This is a genomic window from Helicobacter didelphidarum, from assembly GCF_003364195.1.
In the GTDB taxonomy this organism is placed as follows: Bacteria; Campylobacterota; Campylobacteria; order Campylobacterales; family Helicobacteraceae; genus Helicobacter_A; species Helicobacter_A didelphidarum.
This window is the reverse complement of the sequence record NZ_NXLQ01000004.1, coordinates 84079-106234: the sequence shown is the minus strand read 5'-3', so window position 1 is coordinate 106234 and position 22156 is coordinate 84079. Positions and strand designations below refer to the sequence as shown.

Genomic DNA, 22156 nt, shown 5'->3' with positions numbered 1-22156 from the left:
ATATATATATATATATATATATATATATATATATATAGTGAAGCATTCTGTGTCAAATACACCAAATTGAACTTAAATTTTGATAATATTTAAAATAAAGCACACATTAAGTAAAATTCAAGTAAAATTATGCCTTGAATTTAAAAACACAAAGGATTCTCTCATGAAACAAGATATTTTTTTAGATGCGATGCAATTTCGTTTTGCCTGCAAGGTATTTGATAAACATAGAAAAATCTCAGATGATGAGTTTGAAGCAATTCTTGAATCAGGGATATTATCTCCTAGTTCTTTTGGATTGGAACCAACTCGTATGCTGATTGTGCGGACTCAAGAAATGCGTGAAAAAATCAAAGAAGCATGTTGGAATCAAGATCAAATCACAGATGCTTCACAGACAATCGTTTTTACATCTTTAAAAGTGGATATGCTTCCAAATACAAATTATGTTTTTAATAAATTTGCAAGAAGAGTAAAATCTGCGGATAAAATTAAATATTATGCCACAGAGCGTTATGGAAAAAATAAGCTTGAAAATTCAGGCTTTTTGACTGATATTGAGAAACTTGGGTTATGGAGTATCCATCAAGCATATATTATGGCAACGACAATGATGAATCATGCGGCTTTTCTTGGTATTGATTCATGTATGATTGAGGGTTTTGATAAGAATTTATTGGAATCTACATTACAACTTGATACTTTTCAAGAGCAAGTGGCATTGGTATTGTGTTTGGGTTATCGTAATATGGAGCAAAGTCCAAGACTAAGAATGAATAAACATGAAATTATTAAATTTATTTAAGGTGTATTTTTGAAAACAATATATGTAATAAAAAGAAATGGACGTACAGAAGAGCTTGATATTTCTAAAATCCAAAAACATACTTCAAGTGCTGTGGAAAATTTAGATGGGACAAGTCAAAGTGAACTTGAAGTTGATGCAAAGATCCAGTTCTCCGATGGAATGACAACAGAGCAAATTCAGCAAACTCTAATTAAAACTGCGGTAGATAAGATAGATATTGATTCGCCAAATTGGACATTTGTTGCAGCAAGATTGTTTCTCTATGATCTTTATCATCGTGTCAGCCATTTTACGGGATATATACATTTACGCGAATATTTTGAAGTCGGCGAAAGAGAGGGTAAACTTTTAAGGGGACTGAAAGAAAAATATGATTTAGATTTTTTAAATTCTAAGATTCAGCCAGAAAGAGATTTACAGTTTAATTATTTGGGTATAAAAACATTGTATGATAGGTATTTATTGAAAGATTCTACGAATAAACCAATTGAGTTACCACAACATATGTTTATGGCGATTGCAATGTTTTTGGCACAAAATGAAGATGATTGTAATGAATGGGCTATTCGATTCTATGACATGCTTTCAAAGTTTGAAGTTATGTGTGCGACACCAACACTTGCAAATGCAAGAACACCAAGGCACCAGCTTAGTTCATGTTATATTGGTTCTACACCAGATAATATTGAAGGTATTTTTGATTCATATAAAGAAATGGCATTACTAAGCAAATATGGTGGTGGAATTGGTTGGGATTTTTCACAAATAAGAGGGCTTGGTAGTTATATCGATGGACATAAACATGCTGCAGGTGGGATCATTCCATTTTTAAAAATTACCAATGATGTTGCAATAGCTGTTGATCAACTTGGTACAAGAAAAGGAGCAATAGCCACTTATATAGAAATATGGCATAGAGATGTTGAAGAGTTCCTTGAATTACGAAAAAATAGTGGGGAAGAAAGACGCAGAACACATGATCTTTTTCCAGCTCTTTGGATTTGTGATTTATTTATGGAGCGGGTAAAATCTAATGGAAAATGGTCTCTTTTTGATCCATTTGAATGTCATGATCTTACAAATTTATATGGTAAAGAATTTGAAAAAAAATATTTAGAGTTTGAATCTAACTATGATTTGGTTGTTACAACAATTTCAGCAAAAGAGTTATGGAAAAAAATATTAACAAGTTATTTTGAATCTGGTGTGCCATTTTTATGCTTCAAGGATAATGCAAATAGGGCAAATCCAAATAAACATAAAGGTATTATTCGTAGTTCTAATCTCTGCACGGAGATATTTCAAAATACAAAACCTAGTCATTATGTAGTGCAAGTAGAATTTGAAAATGGCGAGAAAGTTATTTATGAGGAATTTGATGAAGTAGTAATTGATAGTGGAGTTACAAAAAAAGCAAATAAACTTATGAGTATAGATTCTATAAATGGCAAAAGAATTTTTAGCACCGAGAGGGTGCAAACAGGAGGAGAAACAGCAGTTTGTAATCTCGCAAGTATCAATCTTAGTCGCATTCATACAAATGAGGATTTAAAAAGGGTGATACCCATTGCTATTAGATTGCTTGACAATGTGATTGATTTAAATTTTTATCCCAATCGCAAGGTAAGGGCAACAAATATTAATAATCGTGCGATAGGGTTAGGTGTGATGGGTGAAGCAGAAATGTTGGCTACCAAGCAAATCCATTGGGGTAGTGAAAAACACTTAGAAAAAATTGATGAAATTATGGAATATATTAGTTTCTATGCAATTAAGGCAAGTTCTGATTTAGCAAAAGAACGTGGTGTGTATCCGATTTATGAGAATTCTCATTGGAGCAAGGGAATATTTCCAATCGACATGGCACATGAAAGTGCTTTAGCATTGTTGGATAGAACACAAAATTGTGATTGGGATTCTTTACGTGAACTTGTAAAAACTCAAGGTATAAGGAATGGGTATTTAATGGCTATTGCTCCAACAAGTTCCATTAGTATTCTTGTTGGGACAACACAAACCATTGAGCCTATCTATAAGCAAAAATGGTTTGAAGAGAATCTTAGTGGTATGATAAAAGTTGTTGCACCAAACCTTACACTCGATACTGTTAATTATTATAAATCAGCTTATTCAATTAATCAGCTTGATTTAGTAAAAGTTGCAGCGATTAGACAAAAATGGATTGATCAAGGACAAAGTTTGAACATTTTTGTAAAAATTAATGGTATTGATGGTAGACAATTAAGTGAAATTTATCTCTTAGCGTGGGAATTAGGATTAAAATCTACCTATTACCTAAGGAGCGAAAGTCCAGAGGTAGATACAATAGATAGAAGCATGGAATGTATAGGTTGTCAATAAGAAAATAAAATGGGAAAAAATAATAAAAGTTTAGATTTATATTCTGAAGATTTCTATTTTATAGACAAGAAACAATATACTACAAAGAAAAAATATAAAAAGCAAAATAAGGGTTTCCCAACACCTTTGATGCAATTAGAAGATGAGAAAAATTTTCATAAGAACCATAAGAGCAAAAAGAAAGAAAATAAAAAACAAAAAACTTCACCACAGCATCTTATAAAAATAAACCAATATAATCTAGAGCATAAGCGAAAAAATAAATCAAAAAATAGTGATAAAACACTAGAAACAATTTTAGGAATTGTTACTCAAGATAGTAAAAAAAGATTTATTGTCTTGCATTTTAAGTATCGAACAATATTACCCATACAAGTCTCACAAAAGGCACTTCAGGCTTTACCAAGGCTTGCTCTTCTTGTATTGAATGCAAAATTTAAAATTATAGAAGTTTTAGGGAGCTTGCTTGATTTTACACATGATAAGAAAATTGCTATGCTTGTGCATAACTATAAACCAAAAGAATTTAGTGAAAAGTCGTTATTGCAGGCTGAAAATATGGCAACAGGTTTGCAAAATCTTGTTGGTGTGCCATTTTTGGATATAGAGAAAATAAAACGGAAACAAACAAAGCAACGCATATTGTATAAAGATATAGATTCTATTTCACAAAGAATTTTTGAATATTCAAACACATCATCATCAATCAATACAAGTCAGAATCTTATAAATAGTTTGGATATAAACAAAACTACAAGCTATGTGCGATTTGATTTAAAGCATTTGCCTTTCTGTACAATAGATCCAACAAATGCAAAGGATCATGATGATGCTCTTTATTATGATGATAAACGGGGTATTCTTTATGTTGCCATTGCTGATGTAAGCGAATATGTTATCCCACAAAGCATTTTAGATAAAGAGGCATTGCAACGAGCATTTAGCCTTTATTTCCCCAATCAAGTTTTCCCAATGTTGCCCAAAATTTTGAGCGCCAATGCTTGTTCATTACGACCTATGCAATCTCGTTTAGCTATTGTGTGGGAGATGAGACTACATAAGCAAACAGGTAATATCTTGCGCGCAAGAGTTTTTAAGGCAATTATTGAATCAAAGATGAATTTAAGTTACCAACAAGCTGATAAAATCTTAGAATATTGCATTCAAGCATATAAAAACCATTCACAACATAAAAAACTACCAAATATCCAAAAAATACCTAGAAACTCCCCCCTAGGCTTTTTAAAAGTTACCGGTGCTTCAGATTCCCTTATCCAATCTGTGATACAGTCGCTTTTTTCATTTTACAGAATTACTCAATATATTTATCGAAAACGCACAAAAATAGGTTTTGATTTATGTTTAAAAGATTTTAATATTGCATTAAATGCCGATTCAAGCATAAAGAAAATTACTTTGAAATCTAAAACACTTTCACATATCATTATTGAAGAGGCGATGCTCCTTGCAAATCAAGAAAGTGCAAGACTTTTGGAACGCATACAACATGGAATCTTTCGTAATCATAAAAGTATGAATATGCACAATTTCAAACAATTGGCAAAAACACTAGGTAATATGGGATATGAGATTCCAATAATAGGGCGTAAAAAATATAAAAATAAGCAGAAAAATATGACTAATCGTGAAGATACTATTGCCACAGCATTGCATATTCTACAACAACAAGCAAGAAAACAGGATTCCAAAAATTTACTCTCTACATGCAATCAACAAGAAATTGTTGATACACTTATTGTAAAGTGTTTTCAAAAAGCTACTTATAAACATAGAAATCTCGGACATTTTGGTTTAGGATTCCGGACTTATACCCATTTTACCTCACCTATACGTAGATATGCTGATTTAATGGTCCATCGTTTTATTAGTGCGTATCTTAAAAATGATAGAAAAATGCTTTCTTTTCTTTCTGTGCAATCTGTGAGTGCCATTCAGCATATTAATGCGGTAGAATTGCAGTTTGATAGTATAGAATCTCTTTATCGAAAACTTTGCATTTTGCGTTATTTTGAAAAGTTTTTACCACAAAAACAAAAAGTTTTTATTTTAGAAATCAAACAGAATGAAATTCTTGCGATGCCATTAGATAGTATAGGCTACTGCATGGTCAAGATTGTAAAAGAAGATTCTGAGGTAGCAAATAATCAGACACAAAAAACTCAAAAAAAATCTAAAGTAAAAAAACAGAGAAAAAAGCATAAGGACTATTCAGAGATTGAATATTTAGAATCTTCCAATACTACAAGAGATTCTATACACACATTTTTACGAGACAATGTTAATCCTCAAGAAATGAATAGTAGTATAGAATCTAGTATACAAAAACTTAATACACAAAATACTGCTTGCACTTTAGTAGATTCTCCATTAATAAAGCCTATGTTGGCAAATGACCACATAAGCTCAACACCAAATGATTTAATGTTATATCACATTGTATGGGTTGAGATATTTGAAGTTGATTTTTCTTCTTTGTGCTTTAAAGCCAGGGTAATAGAAGAGTCATGATTAGGATGCAATATGTAATATTTTTTGCTTTCATATTCTTGAGTGTTTATAGAATTTCTGCATTCTTATCGAATTCTATTGGTATGAAATTTTGCTTTTTCAAAGCATACATTGCTAAGCTTTTTGAAGGAATTTATAACACTCAATAATTTATTATTATTATTTTTGTAATGTCATGCTCCTTATTATTTATTATAATAAACATCATTTGGTATTTCAGCATGAAAAATTAAACATTCTATCATATAAAATTGTCTACATGCGATAATATATTTTACGGATACAAAGAAATAAGATAAGCCATGCACATATACTAAAAATTGCAGAAAATAAACCATTAAAATTAACGCTAATATTATGTTCAACAATTCCACCAATAAATGATGCAAATGCTATTCCTACATTAAAAGCCCCTTCATTGAGTGCAATTGTATCATTTTGCGTTTTTGGCGTGTAAGTGTGTGCCAAATATGTGCTTAACATCTTAAGCGGTGCAATACTTGCAAATCCAAAGAATGCCATACATAAAATATTGATGATTACAAATAATTCTCCAAACATATAAGTTACGCTCATTAGGCTAAAAAAGGTAATTTGTAAGATTAAAATAATACTTAAAGCAAGGAAAGAGCCACGAGAATCTGCAAATTTTCCTCCAAAAAGATTCCCAATGATAGCAGCAATACCATATAAAAGAAAGATATTTTTAATTGTATCAGTATGGAATCCATGTTTCTCAAGAAAAACACGCAAATATACATATAAAACAAATTGTGAACCACATGTAAAAGCAGTGATTAAAAATCCTTGATAAAGAGGTGGAAATCTAAAAGCTATAATAAGATTCTTAAAGCTTCCCTTGTTACCTTTGAGATCAGGCATGATAAAAAGTGTGGCAATCGCAACCAGGAGACTAAAAACCGCAATAAATGCGAAAGGAAATAAAAGGCTATATTGCTCTGATAGAAAGATTCCAAGTGGTATTCCTGTAACAAGGGCAATTGTCAATCCACTTACCATAAGGCTTAAAGCAGTGCTTGTTTTATTTTGTGGAGCAACTTTAATGGCGACTATTGTCGCAATAACAAAGAATAAACCATGCATCAGACCACCAATAAATCGTGCTATAAGCATAATAAGAAAATTATCTGCAAAGAAAATAATTGCATTGGAAAAACAAAAGATAAAAAGTGTGAAAGCAAGTTGCAATTTATAGTTCCAAGCAGATATTAGCACACTCACAATGGGAGCACCAATTACAACGCCAATAGCATATAATGTGGCAAGATTCCCAGCTTCGCCAACTAAAATATTGTAATGTTTGCTAATGTTGGTAATGATTCCAGAAATTATAAATTCAGCAACACCCATGCAAAAACTCGAAAATGCCAAAAGAATAATAGTTTTCATATAACCTTGCATATTTTCTCCAAAAAATTGAATATTAAAAATTGTATAGAATGATAAGTGATTAAATAATGCACTCATTTTTTCATCTCGTATTTTGTAACTATAAAGTCTAAAAATATAAAACTATATATTATAATAACTTGATAGTATCAGAATTTTCTCCAACTTCATAACAAAGTTGATTGTAAATGAAACATTGTAGCAATCCATATGGAATCAACAATTCCATTGGCATAGTATTTTATCTAGATTACTTTTTTTTAGTTGATTTTTGAGGTGCAACATTTTTTTGTTTTGGACTTATTAACGGAAGAGATTCTATGGTTTCTGCACCGTCATAAAGTCTGTCTTGTCCTTTTTGCACAATTAAATCGGTATCTAAAAATGCACCTAATACAACAGCCTCTTTATCTTGCAAACTTAATACATTGACACGAATAGCATGTGCAATATTATTGCGGATAGCGAATACAACATTTTTGTTATGCGAATGGACTATACTATCTCGTGGCACTATAAAGCCATTGACTCTTCCTTGTGTATTAAGATGGACATCGACCGCCATACCATCAAAAAAGCCAATTTGATTTGCTATTTTGATATAAACAGGAAATGTTTTTGAACGCATTTCTGCTTTTGGAATCAGAGCAGAAATTGAACCACTATAATTTTTGTGATTAATAGTAAGATAGACTTTTTGTTTCAGTTTTAGATAACTTGAAATATCGCTAGGAACATAAACAATCACTTCAATTTGTGAGGTATTAACAATCAGAGCTACAGGATCTCCAATATTTAACCATTCACCAATACTTGTAAGTCTATCAAGCACTACACCATTAAAAGGAGAAGTAATTGTCATTTTTGTAATTTCTTCTCTTGAGAGATCATAATCGGCTTGTAACGAAAGAATATTTGCTTCCTTTGCCTTTAAATCAAATTCTAAATTTTCATATTGTTGTAAAGCAATAGATTGGCTATCTAGCAAGTTTTTGTAACGAGCAAGCTCATTTTGAATCTTTTGTGCCTGGTATTTTGCTTCTTGAAGCTTAGCAAATTTAACTTCCAAATCCTTTTTAAGAATATCTGTATTGAGACTTACAAGTCGTTGTCCTTTTATAACTTTGTCCCCAATATTAAAATATACTTTATCAACAAGCCCTTTTTGCTGGCTAGCAACTTTAGAACTTTCTTTATAATTGAGAGAACCAACAAAAGTGCTTTGTTTTTCTAATGACCCTTTAGTGATCGGTATTGTGCTAACAGAAAGTGGTTTTGCATAAATTGTGCTTGTAAAAACTATAAATAGAAAAAATATATTTTTATGCATATTTCCTCTTACAATATGGAGTATTATTATTTTAAATTCTAATTATATTATTATTTCTCTGATTTTTCGCTTTTATTTAGAATTAATCATTATTGCTTTATGTTTAAAAACAAATATTTTATTAAAAAATCTCTAGGTTTATCAACAGGCATTCATATGAATTTTGTAAAAATTATAGAATCTTTTGAGTAAAATTTACACATAAGAAATATATATTAATAAAAAATATATTTGAGAAAAAAGACTGCTTACATATCGGAATTTATTATGTATTCGATATTTTCATGTGTTATTTTATATATGAATATTTCGTTCTTTAGATATCTAATATTTGAAAATTATGATACTATAAATATATTTCAAATTTCATATTTTGAGGAGAACATATGGCAGATTTAGAAGAAAAGGAACAAAGTAAGGTAAAGTGCAATCAAATTGCATCAAAAAAGGTAAAAATCCGTAAAACTTCAAAACTTCCGCGTGGCTTTAAATTATCTGGTATCAAGGCAAATATTAAATATAAAAATCGTTTTGACTTAGCACTTATTTACTCTAAAGTTCCTGCGACTGGAGCTGGTGTATGGACAAAAAATAGTATGCAAGCAGCTTGCATACTCTATAATAAAGCTACCATAAAAAATAAAATACATGCAGTTATGATTAACTCTGGCTATGCGAATGCTTGCACAAGCATACAGGGTGATAAGAATTGTATTCTTTGTGCAAAATCCTTAGGAGATGGATTATTAGTGCCTTCTGAAAGTATATTGCTTGCATCAACTGGAGTCATTGGAGAACAACTTCCAATGGAGAGAATTTTAAAAGGTATTCCAAAACTCATTCATAATAGAAACAATGCAAAAGATTCTATAAAACAAGCAAGTAAAGCTATTATGACAACAGATACTTATCCTAAAACTTATGGGGTCAAATTTTGGCTAGAGAGTGCAGATATTCTTGAGAATCTGTCTAACAATAAGAATCCAAAACCTCAAGATACAAAAAATGAAAATATTACAACAAAAACACACAAAGATTCTCTTCAAGAGAATACAAGAGATGATACAGAATCCTCAAAAGACTCTCAAAAAGAAAAGGTGGTAAAGTCCAAAAAAGATTCTCAAAAAATAAATGCAAGAATCTGGGGCATGGCAAAAGGTTCTGGAATGATTCATCCAAATATGGCTACAATGCTTGGTTTTATTTTAACCGATGTTGCAATTACACAGAATCTTTTACAAGAAGCTTTAAGTGAAATTGTCCAACAAAGCTTTAACCAAATCAGTGTTGATGGTGATACATCAACAAATGATATGGTAATAATCCTTGCAAATGGTAAGGCAGGAAATAAAGAAATCACGCAGAAAAATAAGGACTATGAAACTTTTAGAGATTCTCTAAAGCTTGTTTGTGTGAATCTTGCCAAAAAGATCGCAAGAGATGGCGAGGGTGCGACACATTTGCTTGAAGTTGTTGTTAAAAATGCAAAAACTTTGGAACAAGCACAGAGATTAAGCAAGGCAGTGATTGGTTCAAATCTTGTAAAAACTGCCATTTTTGGAAAAGATGCAAATTGGGGACGAATTATTTGTGCAATGGGTTATAGTGAAGCTGAATTTGATTCTAAAAAACTTGATTTATATTTTGAGAGTAAAAAAGGTAAAATCAAAATAGTGCATGATGGCATAGGATTAAAATTTAATGAAAATAAAGCAAGGACTATTTTGGGAGCAGATAAAGTTCGCATTGTGATTAATCTCAATGATGGAATCCAAAATGCAAAAGCATGGGGTTGTGACCTTAGCTATGGCTACATTAAAATCAATGCGGATTATCGTTCGTGATTTATAAAAGAAATTATTATAATATTGAGGGGAATAAGATTCTAAAAACTTAGGGGAAACTTACTAGGTTTAGAATATTACTACAAAATGCTAGGGTGAGGAATAAAATATTATATTCCTCACGAGAACTTTTTTGGTAGTCCCCCCATCTTTATTCTTCAATCTAAGATTAGATTCTTAGAATCTTTTATTCCTTTGTGCAAGTATTTCTGCAAGCATAAAACTTAACTCGAGTGCTTGTGTAGCATTGAGTCTTGGGTCACATTGTGTATGATAGTTCGTATGCAATGTATCTTCGCTGATTTCTTGCATACCACCAACACATTCTGTAACATTTGCTCCTGTCATTTCAAGATGAATCCCTCCTGCAATGCTCCCTTCCGCTTGATGGATTGCAAAAAAACTTTTAATTTCACTGATAATATCCTCAAAAGATCGCGTTTTATAACCACTCCGTGCAACTTTTGTATTCCCATGCATTGGATCACAACTCCATAGAATCCTGCGTCCCTCTTTATGTATATCTTGAAGCAATGTAGGGAATTTTTCATCGATTGTATTTGCACCCATACGAATAATAAGATTTAATCTACCCTCTTCGTTCATTGGATTAAGAATATCACAAATTTTTAGTATATCATCTTTTATAGCATTTGGTCCAATCTTTACGCCAACTGGATTCTTCACACCACGTAGAAATTCTAGATGTGCATGATCCGTGTCACGCGTTCTCTCACCAATCCAAAGCATATGTGCAGAGCAATCATACCATTGTCCACTAAGAGAATCTTGCCTTGTTAATGCTTCTTCATAATTTAATACTAAAGCTTCATGCGAAGTATAAAAAGATACTTCTTTAAGCTGTCTTGTTGTTTTAATATCGATACCACATGCTTTCATAAAAGCTAATGATTTTGCAATATCACTAGCAAGAGTTTCATATTTTTTACCAAAATTATTGTTTGCTACAAAACCTAGATTCCAATTATGCACTTGTTCTAAGTTTGCAAAGCCTCCTTGCGAAAATGCACGCAGAAGATTAAGTGTGCTAGCACTTTGATGATAGCCTTTTAACAGTCGCAATGGATCTGGTTCTCTTTTATCTAAATCTTGAGAATTGATAAGATCTCCTCTGTAACTCGGATAGCTCACTCCATTGATTGTTTCTATATCACTGCTACGTGGTTTTGCAAATTGTCCAGCCAATCTCCCGACTTTCACAATTGGACAACCTGAAGCAAAGGTTAAAATCGCACTCATTTGTAATATAATCTTAAACATATCACGGATAGAGTTTGCACTAAATTGTGAAAAACTTTCAGCACAATCTCCACCCTGCAATAAAAAAGCTTCGCCACGACTGGCTTTTGCTAATTTTTCTTTAAGGCTATCCGCTTCTTTTGCAAATACTAATGGGGGAAAGCTTGTTAATTCTTTTTCCACGGATTCTATGGCATTTTTATCTTTATAGTGAGGATGTTGTTTAATGGGAAATGTTCTCCAGCTCGATTTGTTCCAAGTATTTTGTTTAGAAGTATTCATTACTATACCTTATTTTTAAAGTTATGTGTAATTGTATAGAAAAGTTAAGATTTTATGCAAGAAAAAAGTGAAAAGAAGAATGTAATTTTTGAAAAAATTACATTCTTGGACTTATAAAAAATAAAATTCTTAAATATATCTCTGGGAATACAAATTAAGTTCACTAAAACTATAACATTTTTTAAAATCTAAAATATTTTATACTATCTTATAGTTTGATTTTATTAACAAGTGATACAGAGATTTTAATATTAAGATTTATAGATAAAATTATTAATCTTTTTTAACAACTATAAGTTGAAATAAATTCAAATGGATGTGGTCGTGCTTCCCATGGCCATATTTCTGTTTCAAATTTATATGCTTTATAAACTTGTAAAAACTCTTCAGTAAAGACACTTCCTTGTTTAAGATATTCTTTGTTTGCCAACATTTCTTCTATTGCACTTCTTAATGTATGTGGCAGTTGTTTGATTCCTTTTGCACGAATTTCATCAAGACTAAGTTCAAAAAGGTTAATATCCATTGGCTTTCCTGGATCAATTTTATTGTGGATTCCATCGAGACCTGCCATAAAAAGACTAGCAAAAGCAAGGTAGGGATTGCTTGAGCTATCAGGAAATCTAAATTCCATTCGTTTGGCTTTTTCACCTTGATTATAAGGAATACGCACACTTGCACTTCTGTTTTGTGCTGAATAAGTTAAAATACTAGGTGCTTCAAAGCCAGGTATGAGTCGCTTGTAAGAGTTTGTGCTTGCATTTGTGAATGCTGCAATACTTCTTGCGTGTTTAAGGACACCTCCTAAAAAATGTAGTGCTGTATCACTTAATCCTTGGTATTCATTTCCTGCGAAACAATTTTTTCCATTTTTCCATATACTGATATGGACATGCATTCCGCTACCATTATCTCCATAAAGTGGCTTTGGCATAAAAGTCGCTGTTTTTCCATTTAAATGTGCTACCATTTTAATAACATATTTCAGTTTTTGAATATTATCTGCGGCTTCAAGCATATCACCAAATCGCACACCAATTTCACATTGTCCCTGTGCTACTTCATGATGCACAACAAATGTTTGCAAACCTACTTGGTTTAGCACTTTTACCATTTCAGCACGAATATCTACAAGAGAATCTACAGGCGGGACAGGGAAATACCCACCTTTAGTGCCTGGACGATGTCCTATATTCTCACCAGAATCAAATGTTCTATCACGATTCCACTCACCTTCTTCAGTATCGACTTCATAATATTTGCAGTTAATAGAATCTCGCATTTTAATGCTATCAAAAATAAAAAATTCATTTTCTGGACCAAAATAGGCAGTATCACCAATGCCTGTATCAATAAGATATTTCATTGCACGTTTTACAATGCTTCGAGGGCATTTTTCATAAGGCTGATTTTTATAAATATCCCAAATATCACAAAATACTATAATTGTTGTATCAGCTGTAAAGGGATCAATAAAATAACGCACGAGATCCGGGATAAGAATCATGTCTGATTTATTGATTGGTTGCCACGCTGAAAGGCTTGAGCCATCAAAAGGAATTCCATTATATAACGAGTCAAAATCTATTGCTACCATTGAAAAACTAATATGATGCCATGTGCCTTTTATGTCTGTGAATCTAAAATCTACAAATTCGACTTCCTCGTTTCTGCAAAAATCTAAAAACTCTCGAATCTGTAAGTCCTTTGCAGTGTTTTGTGCTTCATTAACTTTCTTTTTATCTGCCATAAGAATAACTCCTCAAAATTTATATACCACAAGTATATCGTGTTTCAGTAATTTAAAGAATAACAAAGTAATTTTTTGCATACAATTCGTATTTGCAAAATTTGTAAGCAAATCTCTAAGTTTGTAATGACATATAATTCTTTAATGTAGCAATAATATCGCAGTATTTATATGACTTAATATAAACATAATAATTAATGTAATAAAAATATCTACATATCTTAAGATTAAGAACATCTTTAACATTTTAAATGTATTGTTGAAGAGGTAACTTACTCCATTTCATTGAAATATTGAAAGCTGTCTAACTTAATTACGTATGTCATTATTTGGACATGTATTGGTTTCTAATCCTTCAATCTCTGTGTCTGTGAAGAGAAATGCGGACTTGGTTGTAATGTTGGAATCTGCCTTCAAGCATGCACGTAAAAATATATCCGCTTCTTCAAGATTTGAAAACACAGTGATTGTATCAGCATAAGTCATGATTTCATAAAGGTTGGTAAATATCCCCATATTTTCCATCAATGTTTCAAATCCATTCACATTTTTTTTAAATCTTTTCTCATCTTCATCAAGTCGCCTAATTGTTAGTTTATAAAGGTGAAATTTATGCACAACACCTTTTTCTGTTCTACTATCAAAACTGCTACCGGGCTTTGGCACAATAACATTTGTGCCATAAAAACTATTAGCACTTTGCACAAGATCTTCAAGCTTTACAACAGAAAAAACCACAGGCAAATCAATTAAAAAATCAGGTTTTTTGTTATCTTTTTTGTTACCCATAAATACTCCCAAAGATTTTAATTGTTCAAACTTCAATTATTGAATAATTAAACATTAAACTAAAATTGAAATTATAACAATAAAATCAATGACTTGTAATATTATTTTTAATATTTTTATGGCAATATTTTGCACAATATTACACTTTTGCACATTTTAGGTGCAATTAAATGGAATTTTGATTTCAAGAAGTAAATTCTAAACTTAAAAAATTGAAAAAATTGAAAAATAAACACACAAATAGAATAAATTTAGGTTATAATATGCACTTTAATAACTTCGTTTAAATTTTTTTGGTTTATTTAATCTTTAAATATTATTTCATGGAGTAAGCAATGGCTATAAAATTATTATGTCTATCCTCTGCAGAAACAAGTTTATTTGCAAAATCGTTTTTACAATATCTCTCTAAAGCCTCTCAAGTTGAATATGATTATGCTGAAATTGAGCCATTTGTCCTTTCTAAAATTCCGTTTGCAAAAATGAAAGAGCATTTTTGTTCACAAACACCAGATTTTATTATGTCTTTTGACGGACACTATCGTTATTTGCAAAAAGAACCAGATGTCCCTTTTATCGAGATGAGTAATTCTGTTGCGGGACCGATTAAACACAATAGAGCTTTTATTAAAAATCCTGTTGAATGGGAAAATAAGGTTGTAAAAGTTGAGCCAGAATGGTATAATAAAATCATTCCTATAGAAGATAAAACAATTTATCAAATTACAGATTCTTATCGTTATGTTTATTTACGATCTCTTGTAGCAGAGTATTTAAAGAATCCTGTAAAAAAAGAGTTGCCTTTTGCATTTTATATTCCTGATTGGAATACTCATACTGATGATATATTGCAGAATATTTATCGTTATTTAGATTTTTGTAGGCAAGATCAGTGTGGTTTGCATGTTGTATTGTCTAAAGCAGTGTTAGATTCAGGAGATTTAAGCTTGGAGGAAAAATATAAAGCAAAGAGAAAAAGTATAGATGCCACACTCAAAACTATAAAAGATGAAATTAAGAAGTTTAATAAAGAATATGAAGAAGAAGGTTTGAAAGGAATTATTACTGATAATACAAATTATGAAAAAGACTTATTAAAATATAATATTCGATTACTTTCAATTGAACCTAGTAGCACGACTTGGTTAGAATCTTTATACTTATTAAAAGCGAAAGGTGTTGCATGCAATAAAATTCGTCTAGTTTTTGCAAATGGGCAAAGATTCCCAGGAACAGATGATTTTGATAAAGCATTGCCTGAAGTTGAAAAATACTTTAAAGAAGAGCTTATGCGAAGAGATAAGCATTCAACACTTGGACAAATTTTTACTACAACAGATAGATTTTTTCACTTTCTTGGCTTTCAAGAAAATTTTGCTTTACATATAGATTTTGATAAGATTGCAAAAATTCTTGCAAATAGTGAGAATACACAAGTGCAATAAGAGAAAGAATTATAAAATTAGCATAATTGTAAGATTCTCGCATGTTGTTGGTAGGCTAAAAGTTTGTTTTTTAAACTCTGCTATCAACCTAATAAAATTTATTTGCAAGATTTTGCTTACCTTTTGTATTTTTACAAGAAAATTTATAATGATTTTTTTAATATCAGATTATATAAAGATAGAGTAGAATCTAGATAAATTTAAAACTTCGTTATGTGAATGTATAGAGTAAGAGATTTAACAATGAATATTTATATTTCTAACAAGAAACAGGATTTAAATACCCAATCAGAATCTTTGCATTTTTCTATACAGAATCAAATCCAAAGAGATTTACAAGACTCTGTATTTCTCGCACAAACTGATACAACAATAGGATTTTTATCTAAAAATCCTCATGCAATTAATACGAAAAAAGGTGCGAACAATACAAAACCACTTTTGCGAGAATTTTCAAGTTTTAATAATCTGCCATATAGGATTCCTTCAACTTTTCGTGCATTTGTTCGTCATGCGAGAAAAAAATCATTTATTTTGCCAAATAATGCGAGTTTTCGCATTATTAAAGAACCATTACATAGAGATTTTTTACAATGCTTTCAATGGCTCTATTCCTCATCTGCCAATCCTACAACACAAAGCTTTGACCTTGATTTTGCACTGAAGCAATGTGATATTATAGTCCTAGATAAGAGAGGGTTATTTGCAAACAAAAGCAGTCAGATTCTAAAAATTGGCAATGAACGAATGAGAAAAATCCGTTGATATTTTTTGCAATAAAATAGTAATATATATATATATATATATATATGATTTATACCCTGATAAATGTTATGCGTGATTTAGTTATAATATAATTTACATTGATTTATTTTTTATATTTTAGGGCTAAATCATCATTTTGCTTTTTTGAAATTTAAATCATATTTATATCATTTAAAAAATGAAGTGTATAAAAATCTTTATTGTTTATTTAGAAAATAAATTACTCGTAATAGAGTGCAGTAAGTATCTAAAGAAAGGTAAAATTTTAATATATACAAACAATATAAGTGCGTATAGAATCCAAACAGATTCTAAAAATAGATACGAGACTTCTATAATCGATTTAGTAACGATAAGATGAAGTTTTTTATGAAGTTACAACATTACCGCTTGAGATATGTATGCACTTCACCATTTATAATGTCATATCCTATTCTCTTTCCACAATTACCACATGTAAAGCTACCACTTGATTTACCTTTTTCACCGACACTTTTTGTGGTATGAGCCTTGTTACATTCGCAGCATGTAATAGTTACTTGAACAGCCATATTTCAACCTTTATAAATAAATTATTCGGCTTGATAGATATAAATAGAAGAATCTAAAAAGCCTTATAAAAATTCTACTACAAAAAAAAAAAAAAGATTTTTTTAGAATTAATTTCTTTATTTTATTCTATTTTGTTACTTTTATTCACATTTAAGCATAAAATAATTTTTCTATTTAATAGAATCTTTTTAAGATTAAGATTTAAAAATATAAGTCTGATTACTAAGATGATTTGTTGTCAATTTATAACCACATTTTTCTTTTTCAATTATCAATATTGATATGGATTTATGGAATCTTGTCTATTGTTTCTTTTATAACGCAATAGAAAAGATGATATATTGAGTAGGTAAGAACAATATATTTTTTACAATCATAAAATATATTGTTCGTTCCAAAACCATTGTGTCTTATATGAAGGAAGTCATATGAAAAACTAGCTTTTAAATTTTATTTTTGCTAAAATTCCATGTATTAATTTAAAGAGGTGAAAAATGAAATTTATGCCCTATCCCTTTGAGCGATTACGCATATTGCTTAAAGCTTCTAAAAGCAAAAAACAAGGATTGAATTTGAGCATTGGAGAACCTGGATTTAATGCACCAAATTCCGTAATCCAAGCATTAAAAGACAATGCTGAACTTATTCGTTTTTATCCAACATTGCAACCAGATCTTATCAAGACGCAAAGAGATTTTATACAAGAACGATTCGGAGTGCAGTTAAAAGAAAGTGAAATTGTTCCGACTTTTGGCTCAAGAGAAGCATTATTTAATTTTCCTCATTTCATTTTTTTGCAAAAAGAATATATTAAAAAAGATTCCCCTGTTATGGCATTTCCAAATCCATTTTATCAAATTTATGAGGGAACGCAAATTATTACTAATGCACAAGTTATTTATATGCCCTTAAATGAAAATAATAATTTTAAACCAAGTCTATCAAAAGATGATTTGGAAAGAGTTGATATTGTAATTTTAAATTCACCAAATAATCCTACTGGACAAGCTCTTACTCTTGAAGAATTGGAAAAATGGGTAAAACTTGCTTTGAAATATAATTTTATTCTTATCAATGATGAGTGCTATTCTGATATATATTCAAATAATCCGCCACCAAGCTTACTTGAAGCAAGTGTCTCTGTTGGAAATACAAATTTTAAAAATATTTTTGTTATAAATTCAATTTCAAAACGCATTTGTGTACCTGGATTACGAAGCGGTTTTGTTGCTGGTAATAGCGAGATATTGGAGCGATATAAAATTTTTCGCACTTATATTGGGATTAGTATACCAACTACACTGCAAAAAGCAAGTATTATTGCATGGAAAGAGTATAAACATGCACAATTTATTCGTGAAAAATTTAGGAAAAATCTTTCTTTAGCTCAAGAAATATTTAAAGATTCCCAAATTTTTCCATATACTTTTTATCTTTGGCTCAAGGTGCAAGATTGCAATGAGATTCATCTAAATCCTAATCATCTTTTTAATGATGAAGTTTTTTGTAAAGAGTTATATGAGGAAACAGGGCATATCGTATTGCCCGGATCATATCTTGGTAGAAATGATGGTGGTATAGGTTATGTGCGTATTGCCTTGACGCAAGAAGAACATATTATGATTGGTGCTTTGAAAGAGATTAAGAAATTTTGTGATAATTTTATCTATACACATGCTTGTTCTAATCGTTAGAAGGTGAGGTGTTTATGCCGTATTTAAATATGCGAGATATTTCTACAAAACCATTCAAACATTTTGAGGCAAAAGCAGTGGGAATTATCATTGTGTCGCCACATATTTTTTATGATTTTATGGAAGATATAAGTAAAGATTCTATTATACAAACAGCAATTTGTTCAGGAACTTATGCAGCAAAAAGAACAAATGAAATATTCCCATTATGTCATCAAATTACGCTTGATAGCATTGATATAAATGTTGCATCAAGTGATAATATTCATGTGCCACAAAATTTCAATTATACAGCATTTCTCCAAAGTTTTAAACCAAAAAAATTTTCACGATCGACTACATATATACAAGAACAAGCAATAAACAATAATGAACAACAAGATAATTCACATTGCAATTCATTTCAAACAGAAAAAGCAAGGTTACTGTATGCAAAAGAACGATTTCAACAAATTCAAAAGACACAAATAGAGAATCTTAAGCATTCACATACAACACATAGTAAGACACATGGGCAATGTGGTTTTATTGTGTCTACCATAATCAAATCGTATTCAAAGATTTGTCCTGATATGGAAAGCCTCAATGCCCTCAATGCAACCTTATTAAGTCTTTTTAACCATTTTAAGATGCAGGATAAAGAGATTCTAATAACACAAATTCGACTTGATAATACATAACATAGATACACAAATCTTGTTTTTATATGGAAGCACAAAATTTTCTTTGTAATTGCATAGCAATAATGAGAAATTATGAAGAATGAAGAATGTGTGATGCATTCTTATAAATTAAAGATTCTTATTCAATTTAAGGATAGATTTAGTTTATCGTTTGTATAATTTTGATTAAAATCTACAAATTCAAAAAGGAATTTAAAACTTGCAACAAAGTCAGAATATTCAAAATATTATCGGATATATATGCAATAATACTATCATTGATACTCAAACTGCACACGAACAAAATCTTAGCACAACACATCTCCAACCTATATTTTTTGATGATACAAAGAATGCACTTGAAATTATTCGCCATACTTGTGCACATTTGCTTGCAGAGGCAATCAAATCACTTTATCCTGAAGCAAAATTTTTTGTTGGTCCTGTTGTAGAAGAGGGATTTTATTATGATTTTAAGGTGGATTCTAAAATAAACGAAGAAGATTTAGCAAAAATAGAATCAAAGATGAAAGAAATTGCTAAAAAAGGTAAAAAACTTGTCAAGATACAACTTAGTCGTAGTGAAGCACAAGAGAGATTTCAAGGTGATGAACTTAAACAAGCGGTTATGAGTAAAATCGATGGCGATTGTTTTAGTATTTATCAACAAGGTGATTTTGAAGATCTTTGTAGAGGTCCTCATCTGCCTCATTTAAAATTTTTGCAGGCGTTTAAGCTTACAAAAATTGCTGGAGCATACCTCGGCGGAGATGAAAATGCTGAAGTATTAACGCGTATATATGGGATTGCTTTTGCAAATAAAGAGAATCTTAAACAATATCTTTATGCTTTAGAAGAGGCAAAAAAACGCGATCATAGAAAATTGGGCAACGAAATGAATCTTTTTACTTTTGATGAAGAGATTGGTGCAGGATTGCCAATTTGGCTACCAAAGGGAGCAAGATTGAGACGTCGCATTGAAGATCTTCTTACCCAAGCACTCATACAAAATGAATATGAGCCAGTACGTGGTCCAGAAATTCTAAAAAGTGATGTTTGGAAAATTAGCGGACATTACAGCAATTATAAAGAAAATATGTATTTTACAACGATTGATGAAGTTGAGTATGGAATTAAACCTATGAATTGCGTTGGACATATCAAGGTGTATCAAAGTAGTATTCGTAGTTATCGAGAATTACCATTAAGATTCTATGAATATGGTGTTGTGCATCGACATGAAAAAAGTGGAGTTTTACATGGGTTATTGCGAGTAAGAGAATTTACCCAAGATGATGCACATTTGTTCTGTCGTCCCGAACAAATAGAATCTGAAGTTCATGCAATTTTAAAATTTACACAAAAAATCATGAAAGCTTTCAATTTTAGTTATGAAATGGAATTATCAACGCGTCCAGAAAAATCTATTGGTGAAGATTCTGTTTGGGAAAGTGCTACAAATGCTCTTCGCAATGCATTAGAAAATAATAAAATCTCATATCAAGTTGATGAAGGTGGTGGTGCATTTTATGGTCCAAAAATTGATATTAAAATCACTGATGCAATAGGAAGAAAGTGGCAATGTGGGACAATACAAATTGATATGAATCTACCAAGCAGATTTCAATTAAGTTATATTGATGAAAATAACGAACATGCACAACCTGTAATGATACATCGTGCAATTTTAGGGAGTTTTGAACGTTTTATTGCTATACTTATTGAACATTATGGCGGAGAGTTTCCATTCTTTATTGCACCAACACAAGTTGTGATTATTCCTATTAGTGAAAAACATGCTAAATTGGCACACAAATTGCAACTAGATTTACGCAATCATGGAATCTATTCTGAAATTAATACAAAGAGCGATTCGCTTAATAAAAAGATTCGCATGGCAGAAAAACAAAAAGTTCCATTTATTGCACTCATTGGAGATAAAGAATTAGAAAAAAATTCTCTTGCAATACGCGATAGAACAAATAAATCTATTGTAGTCAAATCTCCTTATAAGCAAGATGTAGGGGAGAAAATAGAAAAAAATGATACTCTGCAATATGAGATAAGTATTTTCGACTTTTTACAGAAAGTTCAAAATTTAAATAGAGAGGTAAGCTTTTGAGCAAAGAAGAAACATTAATTAATGGGCAAATTCGTTTTGATGAGGTTCGATGTATCGCTGAAGATGGTGAGCAATTGGGAGTTATGAGTGCGAAAGAAGCACAATTTCTTGCCAATGATCAAGGACTTGATTTAGTCTGCATTTCTCCCACTGCAAAGCCACCGGTTTGCAAAATTGTTGAATATGGTAAATATCGCTATCAACTTGAAAAGAAGCAAAAAGAAGCAAAAAAAAAGCAAAAGCAAATTGAGGTTAAGGAAATTAAGCTCTCCACTCAAATTGCTCAAAATGATATTAATTACAAGGTAAAACATGCAAGGGAATTCTTTGAAGAAAGAAAACATGTAAAATTCCGTGTATATTTACGCGGACGGGAATTGCAAAATCCCGCTAGTGGATTTGAAATGTTAAAACGTGTAGTTGCTATGGTTGATGATATTGCTCATGCAGATAAAGAAGCAAAAATTGAAGGAAAATATGCAAGTATTTTGATGATACCAAATAATAATAAACCAAAATAGTATTTTTTATGCTATAATCGTAAGTTCTGTAT

General features: G+C 30.8%; 16 protein-coding genes. 10 read left to right on the top strand and 6 right to left on the bottom strand.

Annotated elements, in window-relative coordinates; all coding sequences use genetic code 11:
- Positions 1 to 163: 163 nt before the first annotated feature.
- Genes CQA53_RS03715 through CQA53_RS03705 form a run of 3 tightly spaced genes read left to right on the top strand, consistent with a single transcriptional unit; the run spans position 164 to position 5698 of the window.
- Entirely contained in the window at positions 164 to 805 is a 642-nt protein-coding gene (locus tag CQA53_RS03715) for an NAD(P)H-dependent oxidoreductase (RefSeq protein ID WP_115542675.1), read from the top strand.
- 9 nt (positions 806 to 814) lie between these two features.
- Positions 815 to 3169, top strand: coding sequence for a ribonucleoside-diphosphate reductase subunit alpha (locus CQA53_RS03710; protein ID WP_115542674.1), 2355 nt, complete (start codon positions 815 to 817; stop codon positions 3167 to 3169).
- 9 nt (positions 3170 to 3178) lie between these two features.
- Positions 3179 to 5698, top strand: a complete 2520-nt coding sequence (locus CQA53_RS03705) for an RNB domain-containing ribonuclease (RefSeq protein ID WP_115542673.1) — start codon at positions 3179 to 3181, stop codon at positions 5696 to 5698.
- Positions 5699 to 5953: 255 nt separating this feature from the next.
- On the opposite strand, the gene CQA53_RS03700 is transcribed toward CQA53_RS03705, so the two are convergent.
- The gene (locus CQA53_RS03700; RefSeq protein ID WP_115542688.1) at positions 5954 to 7120 is read right to left on the bottom strand and encodes an MFS transporter; all 1167 of its coding nucleotides are present in this window, start codon (positions 7118 to 7120) and stop codon (positions 5954 to 5956) included.
- 238 nt (positions 7121 to 7358) lie between these two features.
- Positions 7359 to 8438, bottom strand: a complete 1080-nt coding sequence (locus CQA53_RS03695; RefSeq protein WP_115542672.1) for an efflux RND transporter periplasmic adaptor subunit — start codon at positions 8436 to 8438, stop codon at positions 7359 to 7361.
- Between the two features lie 386 nt (positions 8439 to 8824).
- Between CQA53_RS03695 and argJ the strand changes: the two genes are divergently transcribed.
- Positions 8825 to 10282 (top strand): bifunctional ornithine acetyltransferase/N-acetylglutamate synthase, encoded by a 1458-nt coding sequence (argJ, locus tag CQA53_RS03690; RefSeq protein ID WP_115542671.1) that lies wholly within the window; start codon positions 8825 to 8827, stop codon positions 10280 to 10282.
- Between the two features lie 177 nt (positions 10283 to 10459).
- On the opposite strand, the gene CQA53_RS03685 is transcribed toward argJ, so the two are convergent.
- From CQA53_RS03685 to CQA53_RS03675, 3 genes are all read right to left on the bottom strand, one after another.
- A complete protein-coding gene (locus tag CQA53_RS03685) occupies positions 10460 to 11824 on the bottom strand; it encodes a class II 3-deoxy-7-phosphoheptulonate synthase (protein ID WP_115542670.1) in 1365 nt (454 codons plus the stop codon).
- Between the two features lie 283 nt (positions 11825 to 12107).
- Positions 12108 to 13574, bottom strand: coding sequence for a type I glutamate--ammonia ligase (glnA, locus tag CQA53_RS03680; protein ID WP_115542669.1), 1467 nt, complete (start codon positions 13572 to 13574; stop codon positions 12108 to 12110).
- A 309-nt stretch (positions 13575 to 13883) separates the two neighbouring features.
- Positions 13884 to 14363 carry a hypothetical protein gene (locus tag CQA53_RS03675; RefSeq protein WP_115542668.1) on the bottom strand — a complete coding sequence of 160 codons (480 nt, stop codon included), beginning with the start codon at positions 14361 to 14363 and terminating at the stop codon, positions 13884 to 13886.
- 335 nt (positions 14364 to 14698) lie between these two features.
- Here CQA53_RS03675 and CQA53_RS03670 point away from each other — a divergent pair, with 335 nt between their 5' ends.
- Both CQA53_RS03670 and CQA53_RS03665 read left to right on the top strand, forming a co-directional pair.
- The gene (locus CQA53_RS03670; RefSeq protein WP_115542667.1) at positions 14699 to 15808 is read left to right on the top strand and encodes a hypothetical protein; all 1110 of its coding nucleotides are present in this window, start codon (positions 14699 to 14701) and stop codon (positions 15806 to 15808) included.
- Positions 15809 to 16051: 243 nt separating this feature from the next.
- Positions 16052 to 16573 (top strand): hypothetical protein, encoded by a 522-nt coding sequence (locus tag CQA53_RS03665; RefSeq protein WP_245945620.1) that lies wholly within the window; start codon positions 16052 to 16054, stop codon positions 16571 to 16573.
- A gap of 383 nt (positions 16574 to 16956) precedes the next feature.
- Here CQA53_RS03665 and CQA53_RS12260 read toward each other — a convergent pair whose 3' ends face one another.
- Complete coding sequence (locus tag CQA53_RS12260) at positions 16957 to 17124, bottom strand: hypothetical protein (RefSeq protein WP_181882346.1); 168 nt, start codon at positions 17122 to 17124, stop codon at positions 16957 to 16959.
- A gap of 495 nt (positions 17125 to 17619) precedes the next feature.
- Here CQA53_RS12260 and CQA53_RS03660 point away from each other — a divergent pair, with 495 nt between their 5' ends.
- The 4 genes from CQA53_RS03660 (at position 17620) to infC (ending at position 22124) form a co-directional block, all read left to right on the top strand.
- Complete coding sequence (locus tag CQA53_RS03660; RefSeq protein WP_115542666.1) at positions 17620 to 18819, top strand: succinyldiaminopimelate transaminase; 1200 nt, start codon at positions 17620 to 17622, stop codon at positions 18817 to 18819.
- A gap of 14 nt (positions 18820 to 18833) precedes the next feature.
- Positions 18834 to 19499 carry a cyclic pyranopterin monophosphate synthase MoaC gene (locus tag CQA53_RS03655; protein ID WP_115542665.1) on the top strand — a complete coding sequence of 222 codons (666 nt, stop codon included), beginning with the start codon at positions 18834 to 18836 and terminating at the stop codon, positions 19497 to 19499.
- A 220-nt stretch (positions 19500 to 19719) separates the two neighbouring features.
- The gene (gene thrS / locus CQA53_RS03650; RefSeq protein ID WP_115542686.1) at positions 19720 to 21603 is read left to right on the top strand and encodes a threonine--tRNA ligase; all 1884 of its coding nucleotides are present in this window, start codon (positions 19720 to 19722) and stop codon (positions 21601 to 21603) included.
- Positions 21600 to 22124, top strand: coding sequence for a translation initiation factor IF-3 (infC, locus tag CQA53_RS03645; RefSeq protein WP_115542664.1), 525 nt, complete (start codon positions 21600 to 21602; stop codon positions 22122 to 22124). The genes thrS and infC overlap by 4 nt, the downstream gene beginning before the upstream one ends.
- Positions 22125 to 22156 lie beyond the last annotated feature (32 nt).